We start from the raw sequence: 18044 nt of genomic DNA on the forward strand, positions 1-18044 counted from the left end.
CGCCTGAAGCCGGGCGCTCCTCCGGGCTCAGTCCTCCACGCCGGCAGCGTCTTCGCTGCCGGTGCGCTTTCTCACTCCATCCCTTACCACCCCATATCGCATCAGCGTTTGCTTGCGCGCCACGTCATGCTGCACCAGCGGGCGCGGGTAGTTGTCTCCCAGGCGCACGCCGGCATCCGCCAGCACAGGTTCGGGCGCGGTCCATGGCGCATGCAGGTGCTTGTCGGGCAGTGCCGCCAGCTGCGGCAGGTATTTGCGGATAAACCGGCCCTGCGGATCGAACTTTTCCGATTGCGTCACCGGATTGAAGATGCGGAACCACGGCTGCGCATCGCAGCCGGTGGACGCGGCCCACTGCCAGCCGCCATTGTTGGCGGCGAGGTCGAAATCGTTGAGCTGGTCGGCAAAGTACTGCTCGCCGCGGCGCCAGTCCACTCCGAGATCCTTGACCAGGAAGCTGGCCGTCACCATGCGCAGGCGGTTGTGCATATAGCCGCTTTGCCGGATCTGCAACATCGCGGCATCGATCAGCGGGTAGCCGGTGGCGGCATCGCACCAGGCACGGAAGTAGCGCTCGCCGGTATCACCGTCCTGCCAGCGGATCGCATCGTAGGCGGGATGGAAGGCCGCACCGGCCGCCACGCGCGGATGGTGATGCAGGATCATGAAGTAGAACTCGCGCCAGATCAGCTCCGACAGCCACACCGAGGCGCCCTCGCTGTCGGCGCCGCCGCGCAGCATGGCCTCGTGCGCGGCGCGCGCTAGCGTGCGGATCGAGACGGAGCCGAAGCGCAGGTGCACCGACAGGTAGCTGGGGCCGCGCAGGGCAGGGTAGTCGCGCCGGCGGCCATACTCGCCCATGCGCACGCTGAACTCTTCGAGCAGCGCCTGCGCCCCAGACGCACCGGTGGGCATCGCGATCTCGGCGAGGTTGCTGGCGCGAAAGCCGAGTTGATCGAGCGTCGGCATGGGTTTGCGGTATGCGGCCGGCACCGGCGCCAGTGCCTGCAGGTATGGATCGACCGGGTATGGGCGCAGGTCGAACGGCTGCACAGCCCTGAGCCACGCATTTTTGTACGGCGTGAAGACCGAGAAGGGCTTGCCCTGGCCGGTGAGGATCTCGTCACGCTCGAAGATCGCCTGGTCCTTGAAGGTGAAGAAGGCGCATGCCTGCGCCGCCAGCGCCTGGTGCACGGCTTCGTCGCGGGCGTTGGCGGCGGGTTCGTAGTCGTGGTTGGTGAAGACGGCCTCGGCCTCCAGCTCGCGCGCCAGCGCCGGGAGGGCGGTTCCGGCCCGGTCGTGCAGCACGATCAGGCCGCCGCCGGCCGCGGCAAGCGTTTCCTTCAGTTCCAGCAGCGACTGCCGGATAAAGTCGACCCGACGGTCGGCCCGCAGGCCGCGCGCCAGCAGTGGATCGAGGATGTCGCGGTCGAACACGAACACACACCACACCCGGGCACAGTGCCTGAGGGCATAATGCAGCGCCGCGTGGTCGGTGGCGCGCAGGTCGCGTCGGAACCAGACCAGCCCACGCGCAAAGTTCTTGCCGATCCGGTAGGGTGGCCGGGCCGTGGCCGGGTTGCCTGCTGCCTGCATGCTCGCTTGCCTGTCTGACTGGTTTGGCTGGGCCAAAAGTGTGGAAAGCCGGGTCGATCGCGCCGATACCCTAACATAGCGGTACCGCGCCGGCATTGCCGCCGGCCACCACGCTCCTATCACAGCCACCACAGAAGCACATGACTCTCGACCGAATTCTTCAATCCCAGGGCTTTGGCACGCGCCGGTACTGCGGTGACCTGATCGCCGCCGGGCTGGTCGAGGTCAACGGCGAGCTATGCGAGGACCCGCGCGCGCAGTTCGACGTGGACGGTCTGCGCCTGACCGTCGATGGCGAAGAGTGGCTGGCCTGCACCAAGGCCTACCTGATGCTGAACAAGCCCACCGGTTACGAGTGCTCGCAGCGTCCGCGCCATCATCCCAGTGTCTACAACCTGCTGCCGGTGCCGCTGCGCCAGCGCGAGGTGCAGGCCGTGGGGCGGCTGGACCACGACACCACCGGGTTGCTGCTGCTGACCGACGATGGCCAGTTCATCCATGCCCAGACCTCGCCCAAGCGCAAGGTGCCAAAGGTCTATGAAGTGACGACCGCGGAGCCGGTCACGCCCGAGCAGGCGCAGGCGCTGCGCAGCGGCGTGCATCTGCTGGACGAACCGGCGCCGATCGCGGCAGAAGAATGCGAGATCACCGGCGAACGCAGCCTGCGGCTGACGCTGGTGCAAGGCAAGTACCATCAGGTCAAGCGCATGGTGGCGGCCGCCGGCAACCACGTCGACGCGCTGCATCGCAGCGCCATTGGCGGCCTGCAGCTCGATCCGGCGCTGGCAGAGGGCGATTGGCGCTGGCTGACGGAGCAAGACCTGGCCGCGCTGACCGGCAAGGATTGAGCCAGACCGTAGTCCCAGAGCGTGGCCGGGCGCCCATTGCTGCACTGCAGCGCCCGCCAATCTTTTCCGGAAGACCCCCGGCGATTTGATAAAATGCAAGGCATGGCGAAGCCCGAAGCACCCATCAATCTGACCAATCAGTTCCTGATAGCCATGCCCGGCATGGCCGATCCGACCTTTTCGGGTTCCGTCGTCTATATCTGCGAACACAATGAGCGTGGCGCGCTCGGGCTGGTGATCAACCGGCCCATCGATATCGACATGGCCACGCTGTTCGACAAGATCGACCTCAAGCTTGAAATCCAGCCAGTCGCGCACCAGCCGGTCTATTTCGGCGGCCCGGTGCAGACCGAGCGCGGTTTCGTGCTGCATGACCCGGTGGGGGTCTATGTATCGTCGCTGGCCGTGCCGGGCGGGCTGGAAATGACCACCTCCAAGGACGTGCTGGAGGCCGTGGCCAACGGCAGCGGCCCGCATCGCTTCCTGCTGACGCTGGGCTATTCCGGTTGGGGCGCCGGGCAGCTGGAGGAAGAACTCAGCCGCAACGGCTGGCTGACCGTCCAGGCCGACCCCGAGATCATCTTCAGCGTGCCGCCTGACGAGCGCTTTGCCGCCGCCATCCGGCTGCTGGGCATCGACTTCACCATGCTGTCGGGCGAGGCCGGGCATGCCTGACGCCGTGGGGCGTGAACTGCCCCGCGACGGCACGGTCCTGGCATTCGACTACGGCGAAAAAAAGATCGGCGTTGCGCTGGGCAATTTCATCACGCGCGAGGCGCGTGCGCTGACCATTCTCCCCAATATCACCGTGGAAGGCCGCTTCGAAGCCGTGGCGGCGCTGATCCTTGAGTGGAACCCGGTGCAGCTGATCGTCGGTATGCCGGTCAACCCCGAAGGCGGCGAGCAGCCTTCGATGAAGCTGGCGCGGCGCTTCGGCAACCAGCTTAATGGCCGCTTCGGCCTGCCGGTGGAGTGGGTGGACGAGCGCTATACCTCGCGCGCCGCGTCGATGGCCGGCGCCCGCCGCGGCGAGCTCGATGCCGAGGCCGCCCGCATCATCCTGCAACAGTATTTCGACCAATTCCCGCTATGACGCAGATCTCCGTTCCCGACGCCGAGTTGCTGTACCGCAAGCTGCTGGACCAGGCCCAGGCCCTGATCCCCGAGGCCGAGCGCGCGCGCTGGTCGGTGGCCGGCATCCATTCCGGTGGCGCGTGGATCGCCGCGCGGCTGGCCGCTGACCTGAAGCTGCCCGAGCATGGCGTGATCAACGTAGCCTTCCACCGCGACGACTATGCCAAGAAGGGCCTGCATAGCCAAGCCCAGCCGACCACGCTGCCGTTTGCGGTGGATGATCGCAATATCCTGCTGATCGACGATGTGCTGGCCACGGGCCGCACCATCCGCGCCGCCGTCAACGAGCTGTTCGACTACGGCCGCCCCGCGCGCGTGGCGCTGGGCGTGCTGGTCGACCGCGGCGGGCGCCAGCTGCCGATTGCCGCCGACCTGACTGCCGCCGAGATGGAGCTGCCGTCCGGCACCACACTGGTGCTGTCGCGCCAGGGCGAGGGTGCCGGCGCACAATTCGCCTTTGCGACCGAACCTACCGATTCCGCCACCGGCTGAGCCGGCCCGAATGCCCCAGGCGCGCTGCGCGCGCCTGACACCCAGCTCCGAGACCAGACCCCCCCGTTTTTTGCCCGCGCCCGACCAGCTATGACCAAGACGTTCCGCAACCCGCAGCTCACCAAGAACGGCGAACTGAAGCACCTACTGTCGATCGAGGGGTTGTCGCGTGACATGATCACGCACATCCTCGACACCGCCAGCCAGTTCGTATCGCTGTCCGACTCAGACCGCGATGTCAAGAAGGTGCCGCTGCTGCGCGGCAAGAGCGTGTTCAACTTGTTCTTCGAGAACTCCACCCGCACCCGCACCACCTTCGAGATCGCCGCCAAGCGGCTGTCTGCGGACGTGCTGAACCTGAACATCAACGCCTCGTCGACCAGCAAGGGCGAGTCGCTGCTGGACACCATCAACAACCTGTCGGCCATGTCTGCCGACATGTTCGTGGTGCGCCATGCCAGCTCGGGCGCCCCGTACCTGATCGCCGAGCACGTCGCGCCGCACGTGCATGTGATCAACGCCGGCGACGGCCGCCACGCCCACCCGACGCAAGGCCTGCTGGACATGTACACGATCCGGCACTTCAAGAAGGACTTCACCAACCTGACGGTGGCTATCGTCGGCGACATCCTGCACTCGCGCGTGGCGCGCTCCGACATCCACGCGCTGACCACGCTGGGCGTGCCCGAAGTGCGAGCCATCGGCCCGCGCACGCTGCTGCCGTCGGGGCTGGAGCAGATGGGCGTGCGCGTCTTCCACAACATGGAAGAGGGCCTGAAGGGCGTGGACGTGGTCATCATGCTGCGTCTGCAGAACGAGCGCATGAGCGGCGCGCTGCTGCCGTCCGCGCAGGAATACTTCAAGGCCTACGGCCTTACGCCCGAGCGCCTGGCGCTGGCCAGGCCCGAAGCCATCGTGATGCACCCGGGCCCGATGAACCGCGGCGTGGAGATCGACTCCGCCGTGGCCGACGGCCCGCAATCCGTGATCCTGAACCAGGTGACCTTCGGCATCGCCGTGCGCATGGCCGTGATGGGCATCGTGGCGGGAAACAGCGACGAATAAGCGGCGACGAATGACGCAGTCGAGCGATACGAGCCAGAACACACCGAACCAGCCAAGCGACACGACAAGCCAAGCTATGAAGATTCACATCAAGGGCGGCCGCCTGATCGATCCGGCCAGCAACACCGACGCCGCGCAGGACCTCTACATCGCCGCCGGCAAGATCGTCGGCGTGGGCAGCGCCCCGGCGGACTTCTCCGCCAACAAGACCATCGACGCCAGTGGCCTGATCGTGTGCCCCGGACTGGTCGACCTGTCCGCGCGCCTGCGCGAGCCGGGCTACGAATACAAGGCCACGCTCGAATCCGAAGTGGCCGCCGCCACCGCGGGCGGCGTGACCAGCCTGGTCTGCCCGCCCGATACCGATCCGGTGCTCGACGAGCCCGGCCTGGTGGAAATGCTGAAGTTCCGCGCCCGCACGCTGAACCAGACCCACGTGTACCCATTGGGCGCGCTGACGCTGGGCCTCAAGGGCGAGACCCTGACTGAGATGAGCCAGCTGACCGAAGCCGGCTGCGTCGGCTTCAGCCAGGCCGAAGCCCCGGTGCAAAACACCCAGGTGCTGCTGCGCGCGCTGCAATATGCCCAGACCTTCGGCTTCACCGTCTGGCTGCGCCCGGAAGACCCGTTCCTAGGCGGCGGCGTCGCCGCCAGCGGCGCGGTGGCGTCACGCCTGGGCCTGTCTGGCGTGTCGGTCATTGCCGAAACCGTCCGCCTGCACACCATCTTCGAACTGATGCGCAGCACCGGCGCGCGTGTGCACCTGTGCCGCCTGTCGTCCGCCGCCGGGCTGGAACTGGTCCGCCAGGCCAAGCGCGAAGGCCTGAAAGTGTCCTGCGACGTCAATATCCACCACGTCTCGCTGACCGACATGGATATCGGCTACTTCAACTCGCAGATGCGCTTCTCGCCGCCACTGCGCAGCCCGCGCGACCGCGACGCCATCGTCGCCGCGCTCGCCGACGGCACCATCGACGCCCTGTGCTCGGACCATACGCCCGTGGACGACGACGAGAAACTGCTGCCATTCGCCGAGGCATCGCCTGGCGCAACCGGCCTGGAACTGCTGCTGCCGCTGACCCTGCGCTGGGCCACCGAGCACAAGGTCCCGCTGGCCCAGGCGCTGGCCCGCATCACCGCCGAACCCGCCCGCGTGATCGGCCTGAAGGCCGGCACCCTCGCCGTCGGCAGCGCCGCCGACGTGTGCGTCTTCGACCCCAGGCAGCTCTGGAAGGTCGAGCGCCGCTCCCTTAAGAGCCAGGGCAAGAACTCGCCGTGGCTCGGCTACGAGATGGAAGGCAAGGTCCGCATGACCCTGGTCGGCGGGCAGGTCGTCTACGGCAACCACGCCCAAGCATGATCTGGCTACGCAAGACCGCGCTGGTACTGCACCTGCTGCGCGGGGTGCTGACCTGCGCCTTGCTGTTCCCGTGGCTGGGCGTGCGCTCGCGCGAATGGCACATCCGGCGCTGGTCGCGGCGGTTGCTGCGGATTTGCGGGGTGGAGGTGGAGGTGGTCGATACCACCGGCGCGGCGTCGACCGGCGCCGGCCGGCAGGGTGCGATGGTGGTGTCCAACCATATCTCGTGGCTGGATATTTATGTGATCCACAGTTGGCAGCCGGTGCGCTTTGTTGCCAAGTCGGAGATTCGGAGCTGGCCGCTGGTTGGGTGGCTGTGTGACAAGACCGGCACCATCTTCATCGAGCGTGGGCGCAAGCGGGATGCGCATCGGGTGCTGCACGACATTACGGATGTGATGTTGCAGGGGGATTTGGTGGGGGTGTTTCCGGAGGGGACTACTACCGATGGGACTAGCGTGCTGCCGTTTCATGCCAACCTGATGCAGGCGCCGATTTCGGGTGGGTTGCCGGTGCAGCCGCTGGGGTTGAGTTACCTAGACAAGGCAACCGGGGAACCGACGCTGGCGCCTGCCTATATTGGTGACCTGAGCCTGCTGCAATGTCTGGATGCTATCTTGCGCGCGTCGCCAATCAAGGCACGGCTGACTATTGGCCCAAGGCTTAGTCCGACGTCTGATAATCGCCGCGAGCTTGCCGGCGGTGCGCAAGAAGTGGTAGTCCACCTTGCGAAGGGCGCTCCCGAGGCTGCGGCGGCCACTGCAGCCCGGCTCAACCAAGTAGCGTGCGATGTTGTCCGTGCTGACGAGCCGGCAACGGCTGCCACAAGCTGAGACATGTCGTCGCCCGCGTCTGGGCGCAGATTACATATTCAGCCAAGCGGGTCAGTCTGCAGCAGACACTCGACCTGGATCACCGTCCGCTTGACGGGATCCTGCGCGAGCCACGCAGCCGTCAGCTCGCCGCCCAAGAGGCTTCTAGTCCTATCAGGTTGGGGCGGCCGCTAGTCCCAATCAGAGGAACAATACCGGTGGATCCCCGTAACACTGCGGCACGCAGCCGGGCACGTTTTCGCTTGGCACGTCTCGGTGATTTTGTGAGGACGGTACGGCGACGTGCGAGTAGTGCTTCGTAGACCGAAGCACCTCCTTTTGCGGGATTATCTCCGTCGAACAGTACCGACCCAGCAAGAGTCGCGTCGATCAATATCTCGAAAAAGTCCGATCCACGGCGGTACTGGTAAAAGCCAACGTTGTACCGCGACGACCTTGGTGAGAAGACGCTTGCTGGAGTGTTTGCCGCAGAATGAGAATTTGGTCCTGTCTGCTTGCCTCTTGGCTGACCAAGTTTTCGCCATTCATACAGTCGGGCGATGGGAGGCGGCGAGCTTCTCGCTAACAATGAAAAGCTCGCGGAATCCGCTCGCATATTCTTCATTGACTGCGAGTCGTACTGGCATACGACAGGCCAGCCTCAAATCTGCGAGGTGCCGGGATGTGCGGACATCCCGGCGTGCCACCATCAAACAGCGATCTGCCACTGACTGCCGGATCGCCTAGCGACGGCTAAAAGGATATCCCCATCAGTTAATCCAAGTCAAGATAGATTCCGCTGGCACCCGAATTCTCGCGGAGAGCGAGGATTCGGGTGTCCTCAACTTCTTTGCGTGTTATTTCTTACGCCCAGAGTGCGTTCTCGGCTTTGTAGCAGCCTAACTCACCGCCTCGTCAACGCCCTGCAGAGCATATCCGCAATATATATCTGATCATCGTCAGACAGGCCGAGCCAAAGCGGTAGGCGAATCAACCGGGATGATATGTCGTCAGTAACGGATAGATCGCCGTGTGCACGACCCACCGATTGTCCGGCAGGCGACGAATGGAGCGGAACATAGTGAAACACAGCCCCAATACCTGCTGCCTTAAGATCTTGCAGCACCTGCTGGCGGTTTATCCCCTCACCCACAAGAATTTGGAACATGTGAGCGTTATGCTGGCAATCGGCCGGGATGACTGGCCGCCGCAATAAGCCTTCTGCCTCAAGCGGGGCCAGAAGTCCATGGTAGCTATCCCACAATGCCAGACGGCGTTGAGTCAATAGTTCCGCTTCTTCCAGTTGCGCCCACAAGAACGCAGCAGTGAGTTCACTCGGCAGGAAAGAGCTGCCGCTCGATCGCCACGTGTACTTGTCCACTTCGCCCCGATAGAAGCGGCTGCGGTCGGTGCCCTTTTCGCGGATGATCTCGGCGCGGTCGACATACGCGGGATCGTTCACGATTAGCGCGCCACCTTCGCCGCTGATGACGTTCTTGGTCTCGTGGAAGCTGTAAGTGCCAAGATGGCCGATGCTGCCGAGGGCGCGTCCCTGATACGAAGCCATGACGCCTTGCGCCGCGTCCTCGACCACGCGCAGATCATGCTTTTGCGCGATCGACATGATCGTGTTCATCTCGCAGCCAACACCGGCGTAGTGCACTGGTGCAATGGCGCGCGTGCGTGGTGTGATGGCGTCCTCAATGAGCTTTTCGTCGATATTGAACGTGTCGGGCCGCACGTCGACGAAAACGGGCACCGCCCCGCGGAGTACGAACGCATTCGCTGTCGACACGAACGTGTATGAAGGCATGATGACCTCATCGCCTGCCTCCAGGTCCAGCAGCAGTGCAGTCATTTCCAGGGCCGCCGTGCAGGAGTGAGTCAGTAGCGCCTTCGGTGCGCCGGTCTTCGCCTCCAGCCACTTGTGGCAACGCTCGGTGAGCGGCCCATCGCCTGCCAGATGACCACGTGCATGTGCCTGCGAGATGTAGTGCAACTCTCGTCCCGTCATGTATGGTCGATTGAATGAGATGTTTCGCGCGGCGGCTCTCATTGCGTCCTTCCCTGTGGACTGGATTGTGGTCATCGCTTACTTGCCTTCGTTATTCTAAGCTTCGAAATCTACGCTATTTGCGGTCGAGTCCCGTTGGGTCGAGGGCGGTACTCGGGGTGTTTCTTCTTCACGTGAGGTGAAGCGTGCCAATGCAAGGCTCAGCATGACTGCCACCACTGGCTGTACCCACCAATAGGACACTTCGGCGAAGAAATTTGTGCTCCCCTGTGGGACAGCAAGCAGTATGCCGGGCATGATCGACGCGATTGTGACGACGACCGCCAACTCGACATCCAACAGCGTATGGCTTTCGAGTCTTGATCTCAAGCCCGAGACAGGGTTACGAGGACCTGAAAGTAACCGCAAGACGACAAATGTGATCAAGGGACCAAAAAAAGCAATAAATGAGTAACCGTAGGCTTCGGGTTTGACGATGTCCCGCAGGAAGGCAAACGGCTTGAGCATCGAGAGCAGACCGGGTCCGGCCTCACCGCTGCCCGTGTTTGACCGCGTCAGCCAGAGGCCGTATAAAAGTGGCAGTGCGACGGCCAGCAGTCCGGGGAGTAGCCGAAGCCGCGGAACGCGGCTCCTCAACAGCGCATAAACAAATACACAGCCGATCACCAGCCCGACGCTGATCTTGAGGACGCACAGGGCACCGAGGTAGAGCGCGAGAATCGGCGATGTCGACCACGTGATCCGTATCTGCCTGTGTTTGCCGAGTTGCTCGAAGAGCCAGATACCGCCGAAATATGCTAACAGGATGGCCACGCCGAACGATTCGCTATGGAAGGCGTTGTCCCAGACTCCGAGTTGCCTGCGCGCGGCGGCGGAGATCACGCCCACAAAGAAAATCGCGAACACCGCCCAGAACCAGCCAGCTCCGGTTGTCCGCCATCGATTCCATGCGGCATCGGTGCGAATCAGAAACACCCGAAACGCATTGGCGAAGAGATACATGAGACAGACGAACAGCGGGCCGAATACTAGTGGAAACACGACCGAGTAGAACTGGAGTGGCTCAATGCCAAGCGCTTCGTACAAGACGATCATCACCCGATGGCTGCCAAAGTGATAGGGAAATGTGGCAAGGCCATCGACGCCCAGCGAACCCACGCCGTAGCCAGACAGCATGCTTGCGATGGCTGAATGAAACAGCAGATCCACGTGGACGGTGCCGGACTGAATCGCCTGACTTATCCATAGTGTCTTGTAGCCGTCGACAAAGCTGAGCAGGAATGCCCAGTAACCAATGGCGGCGCCAGCAAGTATGGGCACGGGCGCAGCGCGTGCCCCCGCTCTGAACGCGACTACCAGCAATCGCATGCATGTTGCGCCGATGATCGCGTAGGCGATGACGGCACGCGCCTGCATGACCCACAGGAACAGCAGGCCGGCAAGCAGTCCGCCGACAAGCAATGGGAGCGAGGAATCAAACCACTGCTTGCGATCGTTCAGGCTGCGCAGCTCGAAAATCGCAGCTATGGTGGCCAGCGTTGCCGCTGCGGCGGTCAGGATGGCGCGGCTCAGGGAAGCGCCGGGCTCCAGGAGCGGCGCGGACACCCATTGGCTCATGGCTAGGGCGAAGGTCAGCGCCACACATTGGCAGGCAATGTAACCTGCGCGTTCGAATGAATTGTCCGCGAGTCCGGGCACGCTCGACGTCGCCTTAGCCGGGCACACAGTCCCTTCCTTCCGCCACGAAGCGTTCGCCTTGTCTGCGGATGATCGCCACCTGTCCAAAGCCGCGATCGCGCGCCAGTGAGCAAGGATCTTCAAGCTCGTTCTTGTGGGGAGACTCATGATTCGGAAGGTACTGATAACCATAGGAGTCGAAGCGACACCCACTGGCGCGCGCAAGCAGGCCGCCGAGCAATGGCATGCCCGTCATCGCCGGAACGCTGAAGGGTTGGATGGCGCAACTTTGCAGTGCGGCATCTATGGCTTTATCGATATATACCCCTGCATAGAAATCGGGATCGATGACAACAACGCCGGTGCGATGGCCCTGATGGTAGGCCGGATCCGTTCTCAAGGACTCCAGCAGGGCATAGAGGCTGTGGCGAAGCGCGCGATTACACGCCTTGGCATCGCCATCACCGCATCCGCCGGGCAAGACTGCAAGCTCCCGAGCAGCTTGCCGCTTCTGGCGCAGGACCTGGTCATAGTCGATCAGATTCCTGCTGGCGGCCACAGCCAGACAGGCCAGCAACAATACCGCCGCGATGCGACGTCCGCTGCGCGTGGCCATTGTCAATCTTTTGCGGTGATTGCAGGGTCGAGCGCCGTTTGCCCGCAGCCGCATTCCTTGTCAACGAGATACATCGGACGGCCCTTTGCCATTTCAAAAATGCGCGCGATATACAAACCGACGGCTCCTACGCTGGCAAGTACCAGACCCGTTGCGAACAGTATCGCGACAAACAGGCTGGTCCAGCCTGGAAGCGAGGTGCTGACAAGATGGCGGTAGATGAAGAAGCAGCCGCCGACAAAGCTGAGTGTGGTGAAGAACAGCCCAGCATAGATAATCCAGGTCAGGAAGACGCTGGTCTGGAAGAAGACCCCGCCCAGCGCATGCTTGATCAGTCGTATCAGGTTGTAGGAGCTGCGTCCCGCAAATCTGTCGCCGTGGGCATATTCGATTGTTCCGCAGCGGAAACCGAGCCAGCGCAGAATGAACAGATAATGTCGCTCGCGTTCGCCAAAGCGCAGGAATGCATCCACGACTTTCCGGCTCAGGATGCTAAACGTTCCATAACTGCCGTCCACCGGATCGCCCGTCAGTGCGCGCATCATCCGGAAATATAGCTTTGCCGAGATGGTGCGGAATGCCGAGTGGCTACGTTCAACCCGACGCGCCAGCACGAGGTCGTAGCCCTTTTTTATTTCCGCGAGCAGGTCGGGGATGCGTTCGGGTGGATCCTGCAGGTCGCAGTCCATCACGATGACATACTCCCCCCGCGCGCTTTCGATACCCGCGGTAATTGCCATGTGCTGCCCGAAGTTTCGGCTCAGACGAATGCCGCGCACCGAATCGTAGCGGCTTGCCAGCGATTCGGTCAGGGGCCATGAGTTGTCTGGGCTACGGTCGTCCACAATAACGATCTCGAAGGACGGGGTCAGTGAGCGCAGCACTTTGTCAAGGCGTGCACACAATTCCTCGAGGCAACCGAGGCAGCCGTACGACGGCACAACAACACTGATTTCAGGTGTTCTCATCAGTTACTTGCGCTGCGTCGACCCGAGACGCTTCGCGCGATTACGGCGCCAGTCCAAGGCGCTGCGAGGCACCCTCGAGTCGTACCCCAGTAGACGCCGGAAAGCAGGGTCCGCTGAAAAATCGTCGCCAAGGGCAGCCGGAAAATCATACTGCTGCTTCATAATCGGATTGGTGTACAGATGGTTGACGCCTCGTCGTATTTGCGACGATCGATTAAGCCCGGCGCGATGGAAGACCATGGCGTCGAAGACCAGTACCGAACCAGCTGATGCTGTAATCTGAATCGCCTGCCGCTGGATGAAGTCCTCAGATGGCATGACTTCAAGGCGATGTGAGTGGGGGAGCACCATGGTGCCACCGGTTTCCGTTGTGAACGGATCAATGGCGAACAGCGCTCCCACCGCCAACGGGCGCGAGCTGGTCCAGTTCTGATATGGCAGGTCGCGGTGCCACGATGTCTGATGGTGACGCTCGTCCGGTTTGTTGATAATGCCGTTCTGAAGGTTCAGAATGAACCAGTCACCCAGCACCCGGCGTACCAGTTCCAGCACGCGAGGCTCACTCGCCAGGCCAAGGAATGTCTGGTCGTAGAGAAGCGGTGCGCGACACAAATCCTGCTCGCCGATTGCGGTCAGCGCCTGGCGCCCGCCGAACTCATCCTCTTGCCGTGTATAAACGTCGTCGATGCGCTGCCGCCATTCCTGCAAACTGGAGGCATCGAGGACTCCCTCGATGACGGTGTATCCCAGCACCTCAAGCTCTTCCCGATGTCTTGAGATGGCATCCGGCATGGCATTCGGACGAATGCCACCGTAATAGCTCTCACTGTTCATGATTCTCATTGATCTTCTTATTTATGCAGCTGTTCGCCAACGGGCTGCCTTAGATTCCGCGCAACCGCGTGCTGGGTACGCGAGACCGTTCCGATGGCGGTGAGGCGTAGACGCCCTCCGGCTCCACATCGGCCGTGATTAGTGAACCGGCACCGATCACGCAACGCGCGCCGATGGACACATGGTCCCGGACCGTGGAGTTGACGCCAACGAAGCAACCATTACCCACTCGCGCGCCTCCTGAAATAACCACATGGGAACTGATAAAGCAGTTGTCCTCGATCACCGAGTGATGCCCGATATGGTTACCACTCCATAGCGTAACGTTGTCGCCGATCTGGACGAACGGCTGAATCGTGTTGTCCTCAAGGATGAAGCAGTTGCCACCGGGCTCGAAACCCGGGAACGTTGTGGCCCGGCTGCTGATGTAGCTGGGTGTCTGATAGCCGGCGGCGCGTACCTCCTGCACTTTCTGCGTGCGCACGGCATTCAGCTTTGCATAACTAAGGGCCACGAAGACGTCTGCCGCTGCTGGTGGGAATGAATTGGGCAACTCATCGAAAGGGATGACGGGAAGGCCAAGCAGCGATTCGCGATCCAGGTATGCGCGGTCGACCGTGAATGCCACGGGCTCGTAGCCGGAGTCATGGGTGAAATAGAACCACGCGAGCTCGGCGATCTGACCGGTGCCGAAAATAACCAGCGGTTTGGATGCGTTCGCCATCATTTACTTCCTTACGACTATTGTGAATTCGTACAGTCCATAATCGTGGAGAAGTGCGACATTGCGCGAGAACTTGCGCTTGCACAGATCGAAAAGCTCGCACGGATCCGCGTAATGCAAATCAGGACGCATACGGTCTGCATCCGAATACGACGTCAGGCAATTGAACGCAAAGCCGCGCTTGCTGAACTTGTGTATGTGCTCGAGCGTGCCCTGAATGTATTCCTTCCAGGGTGCTTCGTCGCTGCTAAGCCGCACGTTGAATATGCCACTTGCCACGGCAAAATCCACGGGCTCGTCTGGCTTCGTGCCTGCAATGAAGCGCGCCTGTGCCTTGTCCTTGTGCAGATTGGTGGCTGTCTCAATCATTGTTTCCGAGATATCGAGCCCGACATACTGGAAGTCCTGGAAGCGCTCCAGAAGGAAATCCAGCAGTGCGCCATAGCCGCACCCGACGTCCACGACCGAGAACGGGTTATCAGGATCCAGCACCCGGCACAACTGCTGGAACCGCAGCATCTGGCCGTCTTCGCCATTCCAGTCTACCCCTCTTGGCTGCGGGCCGAATTCCTTGATCTTCTGCGTGTAATAGCTGGCGACCGGAGAAAGCAAATCATTCATGATCGGATGTCTCTTTGTCTCACCGGCCGCTCGCAGAAATGGCCGGATATCTCATGTAATTTCTTGCGTCTCGTCCGCAATTGAACAACAAATCGAGCACGGTGACGCCATGTTCAAATTGTCCCCATAGCTGGGGATACTCCGGGTAACCGGAGTAACTAAAGTAGCGCAGCTCAATGCCCGCCTCCGCAAACAATTCCGGTTCGATATAGTCCTTCGCCGCCGGACCGGAGATATATACGCTTGCACCGGCCTGCTTGCTGAGTCCGACAAGACGCTCGGTCTTGCCATCAATCAGTTCGTAGTCCCAGGACCACCTCAGCGCGGTTGAAATGCCAAGCAAGGGGCAGAGCGCCTCGATCAGGGTGCGGTTCAGGTCCGACAGGCCGCTATAGCTGCGCGTGAGATAGAGAGGTTCCAGTACCTCGGCAATCTCATTGAAATACGGAGCACGGCGATAGTTCTGTTGCAAGGCTTTCCAATGGTCCGAGCGCCATTTCTCGCCATCCAACTCCGTTTCGCGGATCGACTGATGATACTTCCCTTTGACCTTGACAGGCAGGGTAAGCCACGACAGTCCTTGCGGCGTCTTGATCAGATTTCTGTTGCGCCAGTCCCGTCGCGTGTACTGCATATCGTCGTAGATGATAAACTCATCCACAGATCCAATCAGATCGAAATACCCCTTCCAAGGGATGTAACACGATTGAACGATGGCTACGACTTTGTCCTTGCCTTCAATTTCCACTGTCATTCTGCATACTGTTGCGTGGTCTGGACGCCTGAATCGATGTGCGACGAAATTCATCCCTCCGCCAGGACATTTCACAACCGCGCGTGAGAAAAGGATCCGGGTGGTGCTGGCTTTCTAAGCTTTCAGAGAATAGCACGGGTTGATGCAATTAAGGCATCTGACAAACGAGTTGGGTGTGTTTTCTATCCCCTGATTGTAGGATTGACACCCGCCAACGGAAATACATTGAAGTGGCTTCAATGTGATGCATGAAGCATTCATTCCTTGCGTTTTTGGGCCACCAACAGGCGCGAGCCGCCCACGGGCAGATTCATGCCGCGCCGGATCGTGGCGACCTCCGCATTCAGGAGCGTTTCGAACATGGCATTGAGCCACGGGGCGAGCTCCAGTTCGCTGGTCGGATTTGCACCAATGCGCTTGGGGGACAGTTTCTGGATCACTCGCGACGCCAGCATCGCTGGGAGCAATACCGAGACAAACGATGTGCTTCGCACGACAGTGAAGCCTGCGGCTTCGACCTTGGTGTGCAACTCTTTCGCCGAGTAACGTCGGACGTGGCATGCATAGTCGTCCGTGGGGCTCCAAAGCCAGGCGTGCTGTGGAACAGTCAGCAGTAGCAGGCCACCCGGTTTCAATGCCTGATGCATCATGCCCATAACCTGCTCGTCCTCTGTAATGTGCTCGATTACATCGAACGCGCCAACCGCGTCGAACTCGTCGACGAACGGCAATTGCCTGGCATCCATCTGCATGAAATTGACTGATGGAGTGCGCTCGGCTGCGAAGCTCAGGCCGGCCGAGAAAATCTCGCTGCCATACAGTCGAGCGTTCGGATACTGACGTGCGATGCCCGAGAGCACGTAGCCCGTGCCACATCCAATCTCAAGGAAGGATCCTAGGTTCCGGCAATACTCCTGTAGTGCCCAGAGGATCAGTCGGTTGCGGCCACGGAACCAGAAATTGTCGGCTTCAAGCTCCGCAAGCCTTGCGAAGTAGCCTGCCTTAAAGCCGCTATTCTCCTGTGCAAATTCGGGAGCGTAGGTCGGAAACTGGTTCACCAGTGCCGGTGTCCAGTCGCAGGCTGGGCAATTGGTCTCCTCTCTGGCGAAGGTTGTCGCACATCTGAGGCATTTCTTCATCAAATATCTCTATTTATTTTGTGGTGGTTGTGCGAAATACAAAAAACTTGAAGGCAAGAAACAGATAGCCGGCGACCACGAAAATCGCGATTCCCTGGACGATCTGGTGCTTGTAGCCGAACTTGTCGACGAACATGAACAATATTGTCAGGTTCAGCAGGTATCCGAAGGCATGCGCCACGGTATACCTTGCGGCGGCTCGCCAGAAATTGCCGTCATGGGCAAAGGCCCAGTTCCTGTTGCCAAAGAAGCCAACCGTCGCGCCGACGCCATACAGGAAGGTCATCGCGACCTTCGGCTCGAGCCCAAAGTACGTGATGGTCAGATATACCAGATAGCCTGTCAGGTTGCTGGCGACACCAACGATTCCATAGCGCAGGATCTGCCGGACTGGAAGGCCGGCGAAGTCGAAGCCAGATATTCTATTCATCTGCGAAAAGTGCGACTCCGAATCCGGTTTTGCCGTTGCCGTTGCCGTTGTAGAGCATGTATCGTTGCCCCTTGTGTTCAAAGACAAACGGGTATTCGATCATCTCAGAATCCCAACCGTCGGCTGACACATCAATGCCCGTCTTCGCAAGCTGCAGCTCCCAGTGGGTGCCGTCATGGCTTTCCGCATAGCCAATCCGGTAAGTCCGTCCCGCGCCGCAACGATAGGAAAACCACATCTGGTAGCCATCCACGGGATTCCCGACGACCGTAGGATGCGAGAAGGCCTGAGCTGTGCCTAGGGCGTAGGGTACCGCGAGACCGTGTCGATTCCATGAATGGCCATCCGCCGAAGTGGCATGGTTGATCACATGGAGCATTTCGCCATTGCCGGCATCCCAGGTCACCGTCGATCCGTACCACATGCGATAGGACTCGTTCGCCTCGCGCATGACCCAGGGGTAGGACAGGCTGACAGGGTCGACCGAATCGGACGCCATGAACGGTATCTCACTGTCAAGGTGCATGGAGAAATCGTCATTGACGACAAGGCGCCCGACGTCCCCTCGCCAGTGACCCCCCGTGGGGTACTGCCAGCCCATGAACAGAATGTATCGGCGCCCATCGGCCTCATAGCAGTTGCCGATGCTCACGCCATGGGAATAGAAGCTGCCCTCCGCTCCATACTCGAATACCGGCTTATCGTGCACGTACACGACCTCGCGCCTGACGATATCGACATCCACGTAGCCAACGGAAGAACGGTTCTGGGAATCGCGACCGCTATAGAGGACGCGATAAATGTCTCCATCCAGGTGCAGCGCAAGGGGGTTGGCCGCATGGCTCATCAGCTTGGGATGAACGCGGTCGGGGCAGAACAGCTGCCCCATTTTCTTCCATGGCATCGTGAGAACTCGCTAGCTTTTACGTATGGCGGGGTGAAATTGCGCCGAGCGTACAA

19 protein-coding genes are annotated in these 18044 nt (G+C 61.0%); 7 read left to right on the forward strand and 12 right to left on the reverse strand.

The features are described 5' to 3' along the window. Positions 1-27: 27 nt before the first annotated feature. Positions 28-1596 (reverse strand): cryptochrome/photolyase family protein, encoded by a 1569-nt coding sequence (locus tag ACZ5MJ_RS02950; protein ID WP_464222271.1) that lies wholly within the window; start codon positions 1594-1596, stop codon positions 28-30. A 140-nt stretch (positions 1597-1736) separates the two neighbouring features. On the opposite strand from ACZ5MJ_RS02950, the gene ACZ5MJ_RS02955 reads away from it, so the two are divergent. From ACZ5MJ_RS02955 to ACZ5MJ_RS02985, 7 genes are all read left to right on the forward strand, one after another. Next, positions 1737-2444 carry a pseudouridine synthase gene (locus ACZ5MJ_RS02955; RefSeq protein ID WP_464222272.1) on the forward strand — a complete coding sequence of 236 codons (708 nt, stop codon included), beginning with the start codon at positions 1737-1739 and terminating at the stop codon, positions 2442-2444. 102 nt (positions 2445-2546) lie between these two features. Continuing rightward, a complete protein-coding gene (locus ACZ5MJ_RS02960; protein WP_025583981.1) occupies positions 2547-3119 on the forward strand; it encodes a YqgE/AlgH family protein in 573 nt (190 codons plus the stop codon). Then, positions 3112-3537: a Holliday junction resolvase RuvX gene (ruvX, locus tag ACZ5MJ_RS02965; RefSeq protein ID WP_464222273.1), complete on the forward strand. Its 426-nt coding sequence runs from the start codon at positions 3112-3114 to the stop codon at positions 3535-3537. Before ACZ5MJ_RS02960 ends, ruvX begins: the two co-directional genes overlap by 8 nt. Continuing rightward, complete coding sequence (gene pyrR / locus ACZ5MJ_RS02970; RefSeq protein ID WP_464222274.1) at positions 3534-4070, forward strand: bifunctional pyr operon transcriptional regulator/uracil phosphoribosyltransferase PyrR; 537 nt, start codon at positions 3534-3536, stop codon at positions 4068-4070. Before ruvX ends, pyrR begins: the two co-directional genes overlap by 4 nt. A 90-nt stretch (positions 4071-4160) precedes the next feature. After that, the gene (locus ACZ5MJ_RS02975) at positions 4161-5135 is read left to right on the forward strand and encodes an aspartate carbamoyltransferase catalytic subunit (protein ID WP_464222277.1); all 975 of its coding nucleotides are present in this window, start codon (positions 4161-4163) and stop codon (positions 5133-5135) included. 76 nt (positions 5136-5211) lie between these two features. After that, positions 5212-6495 (forward strand): dihydroorotase, encoded by a 1284-nt coding sequence (locus ACZ5MJ_RS02980; RefSeq protein ID WP_464222279.1) that lies wholly within the window; start codon positions 5212-5214, stop codon positions 6493-6495. Beyond that, on the forward strand, positions 6492-7328 hold the full coding sequence (locus ACZ5MJ_RS02985; protein ID WP_464222281.1) for a lysophospholipid acyltransferase family protein: 837 nt from the start codon (positions 6492-6494) through the stop codon (positions 7326-7328). The genes ACZ5MJ_RS02980 and ACZ5MJ_RS02985 overlap by 4 nt, the downstream gene beginning before the upstream one ends. 883 nt (positions 7329-8211) lie before the next feature. Here the strand turns inward: ACZ5MJ_RS02985 and rffA are convergent. From rffA to ACZ5MJ_RS03040, 11 genes are all read right to left on the reverse strand, one after another. Beyond that, the gene (gene rffA / locus ACZ5MJ_RS02990) at positions 8212-9396 is read right to left on the reverse strand and encodes a dTDP-4-amino-4,6-dideoxygalactose transaminase (protein ID WP_464222283.1); all 1185 of its coding nucleotides are present in this window, start codon (positions 9394-9396) and stop codon (positions 8212-8214) included. Positions 9397-9417: 21 nt separating this feature from the next. Next, positions 9418-11019, reverse strand: a complete 1602-nt coding sequence (locus ACZ5MJ_RS02995) for a hypothetical protein (protein WP_464222285.1) — start codon at positions 11017-11019, stop codon at positions 9418-9420. A 13-nt stretch (positions 11020-11032) separates the two neighbouring features. Next, positions 11033-11614, reverse strand: coding sequence for a hypothetical protein (locus ACZ5MJ_RS03000; protein WP_464222286.1), 582 nt, complete (start codon positions 11612-11614; stop codon positions 11033-11035). Positions 11615-11616: 2 nt separating this feature from the next. Further along, on the reverse strand, positions 11617-12582 hold the full coding sequence (locus ACZ5MJ_RS03005; RefSeq protein WP_464222287.1) for a glycosyltransferase family 2 protein: 966 nt from the start codon (positions 12580-12582) through the stop codon (positions 11617-11619). 3 nt (positions 12583-12585) lie between these two features. Continuing rightward, positions 12586-13416: a phytanoyl-CoA dioxygenase family protein gene (locus ACZ5MJ_RS03010; protein WP_464222289.1), complete on the reverse strand. Its 831-nt coding sequence runs from the start codon at positions 13414-13416 to the stop codon at positions 12586-12588. 49 nt (positions 13417-13465) lie between these two features. Further along, on the reverse strand, positions 13466-14143 hold the full coding sequence (locus ACZ5MJ_RS03015) for an acetyltransferase (RefSeq protein WP_464222291.1): 678 nt from the start codon (positions 14141-14143) through the stop codon (positions 13466-13468). Next, the gene (locus ACZ5MJ_RS03020) at positions 14144-14761 is read right to left on the reverse strand and encodes a class I SAM-dependent methyltransferase (RefSeq protein WP_464222292.1); all 618 of its coding nucleotides are present in this window, start codon (positions 14759-14761) and stop codon (positions 14144-14146) included. Between the two features lie 19 nt (positions 14762-14780). After that, the gene (locus ACZ5MJ_RS03025; RefSeq protein ID WP_464222294.1) at positions 14781-15509 is read right to left on the reverse strand and encodes a WbqC family protein; all 729 of its coding nucleotides are present in this window, start codon (positions 15507-15509) and stop codon (positions 14781-14783) included. A gap of 263 nt (positions 15510-15772) precedes the next feature. Next, complete coding sequence (locus ACZ5MJ_RS03030) at positions 15773-16654, reverse strand: class I SAM-dependent methyltransferase (protein WP_464222296.1); 882 nt, start codon at positions 16652-16654, stop codon at positions 15773-15775. A gap of 13 nt (positions 16655-16667) precedes the next feature. Continuing rightward, the gene (locus tag ACZ5MJ_RS03035) at positions 16668-17084 is read right to left on the reverse strand and encodes a GtrA family protein (RefSeq protein ID WP_464222297.1); all 417 of its coding nucleotides are present in this window, start codon (positions 17082-17084) and stop codon (positions 16668-16670) included. Further along, positions 17077-17988: a glycoside hydrolase family protein gene (locus ACZ5MJ_RS03040; RefSeq protein WP_464222299.1), complete on the reverse strand. Its 912-nt coding sequence runs from the start codon at positions 17986-17988 to the stop codon at positions 17077-17079. Before ACZ5MJ_RS03040 ends, ACZ5MJ_RS03035 begins: the two co-directional genes overlap by 8 nt. Positions 17989-18044: the final 56 nt, after the last annotated feature.

This window comes from Cupriavidus sp. LA-1, assembly GCF_055385985.1.

Excerpts from the sequence above, each read along its gene's own strand:
- ACZ5MJ_RS02980 (WP_464222279.1), top strand. The coding sequence starts at position 5,212 with ATGAAGATTCACATCAAGGGCGGCCGCCTGATCGATCCGGCCAGCAAC.
- ruvX (WP_464222273.1), top strand. The coding sequence starts at position 3,112 with ATGCCTGACGCCGTGGGGCGTGAACTGCCCCGCGACGGCACGGTCCTG.
- ACZ5MJ_RS03040 (WP_464222299.1), bottom strand. The coding sequence starts at position 17,988 with ATGCCATGGAAGAAAATGGGGCAGCTGTTCTGCCCCGACCGCGTTCAT.
- pyrR (WP_464222274.1), top strand. The coding sequence starts at position 3,534 with ATGACGCAGATCTCCGTTCCCGACGCCGAGTTGCTGTACCGCAAGCTG.
- ACZ5MJ_RS02975 (WP_464222277.1), top strand. The coding sequence starts at position 4,161 with ATGACCAAGACGTTCCGCAACCCGCAGCTCACCAAGAACGGCGAACTG.
- ACZ5MJ_RS03000 (WP_464222286.1), bottom strand. The coding sequence starts at position 11,614 with ATGGCCACGCGCAGCGGACGTCGCATCGCGGCGGTATTGTTGCTGGCC.
- ACZ5MJ_RS03030 (WP_464222296.1), bottom strand. The coding sequence starts at position 16,654 with ATGAAGAAATGCCTCAGATGTGCGACAACCTTCGCCAGAGAGGAGACC.
- ACZ5MJ_RS02960 (WP_025583981.1), top strand. The coding sequence starts at position 2,547 with ATGGCGAAGCCCGAAGCACCCATCAATCTGACCAATCAGTTCCTGATA.
- ACZ5MJ_RS02985 (WP_464222281.1), top strand. The coding sequence starts at position 6,492 with ATGATCTGGCTACGCAAGACCGCGCTGGTACTGCACCTGCTGCGCGGG.
- rffA (WP_464222283.1), bottom strand. The coding sequence starts at position 9,396 with ATGACCACAATCCAGTCCACAGGGAAGGACGCAATGAGAGCCGCCGCG.
- ACZ5MJ_RS03020 (WP_464222292.1), bottom strand. The coding sequence starts at position 14,761 with ATGAATGATTTGCTTTCTCCGGTCGCCAGCTATTACACGCAGAAGATC.
- ACZ5MJ_RS03035 (WP_464222297.1), bottom strand. The coding sequence starts at position 17,084 with ATGAATAGAATATCTGGCTTCGACTTCGCCGGCCTTCCAGTCCGGCAG.
- ACZ5MJ_RS03005 (WP_464222287.1), bottom strand. The coding sequence starts at position 12,582 with ATGAGAACACCTGAAATCAGTGTTGTTGTGCCGTCGTACGGCTGCCTC.
- ACZ5MJ_RS02950 (WP_464222271.1), bottom strand. The coding sequence starts at position 1,596 with ATGCAGGCAGCAGGCAACCCGGCCACGGCCCGGCCACCCTACCGGATC.
- ACZ5MJ_RS03015 (WP_464222291.1), bottom strand. The coding sequence starts at position 14,143 with ATGATGGCGAACGCATCCAAACCGCTGGTTATTTTCGGCACCGGTCAG.
- ACZ5MJ_RS03010 (WP_464222289.1), bottom strand. The coding sequence starts at position 13,416 with ATGAACAGTGAGAGCTATTACGGTGGCATTCGTCCGAATGCCATGCCG.
- ACZ5MJ_RS02955 (WP_464222272.1), top strand. The coding sequence starts at position 1,737 with ATGACTCTCGACCGAATTCTTCAATCCCAGGGCTTTGGCACGCGCCGG.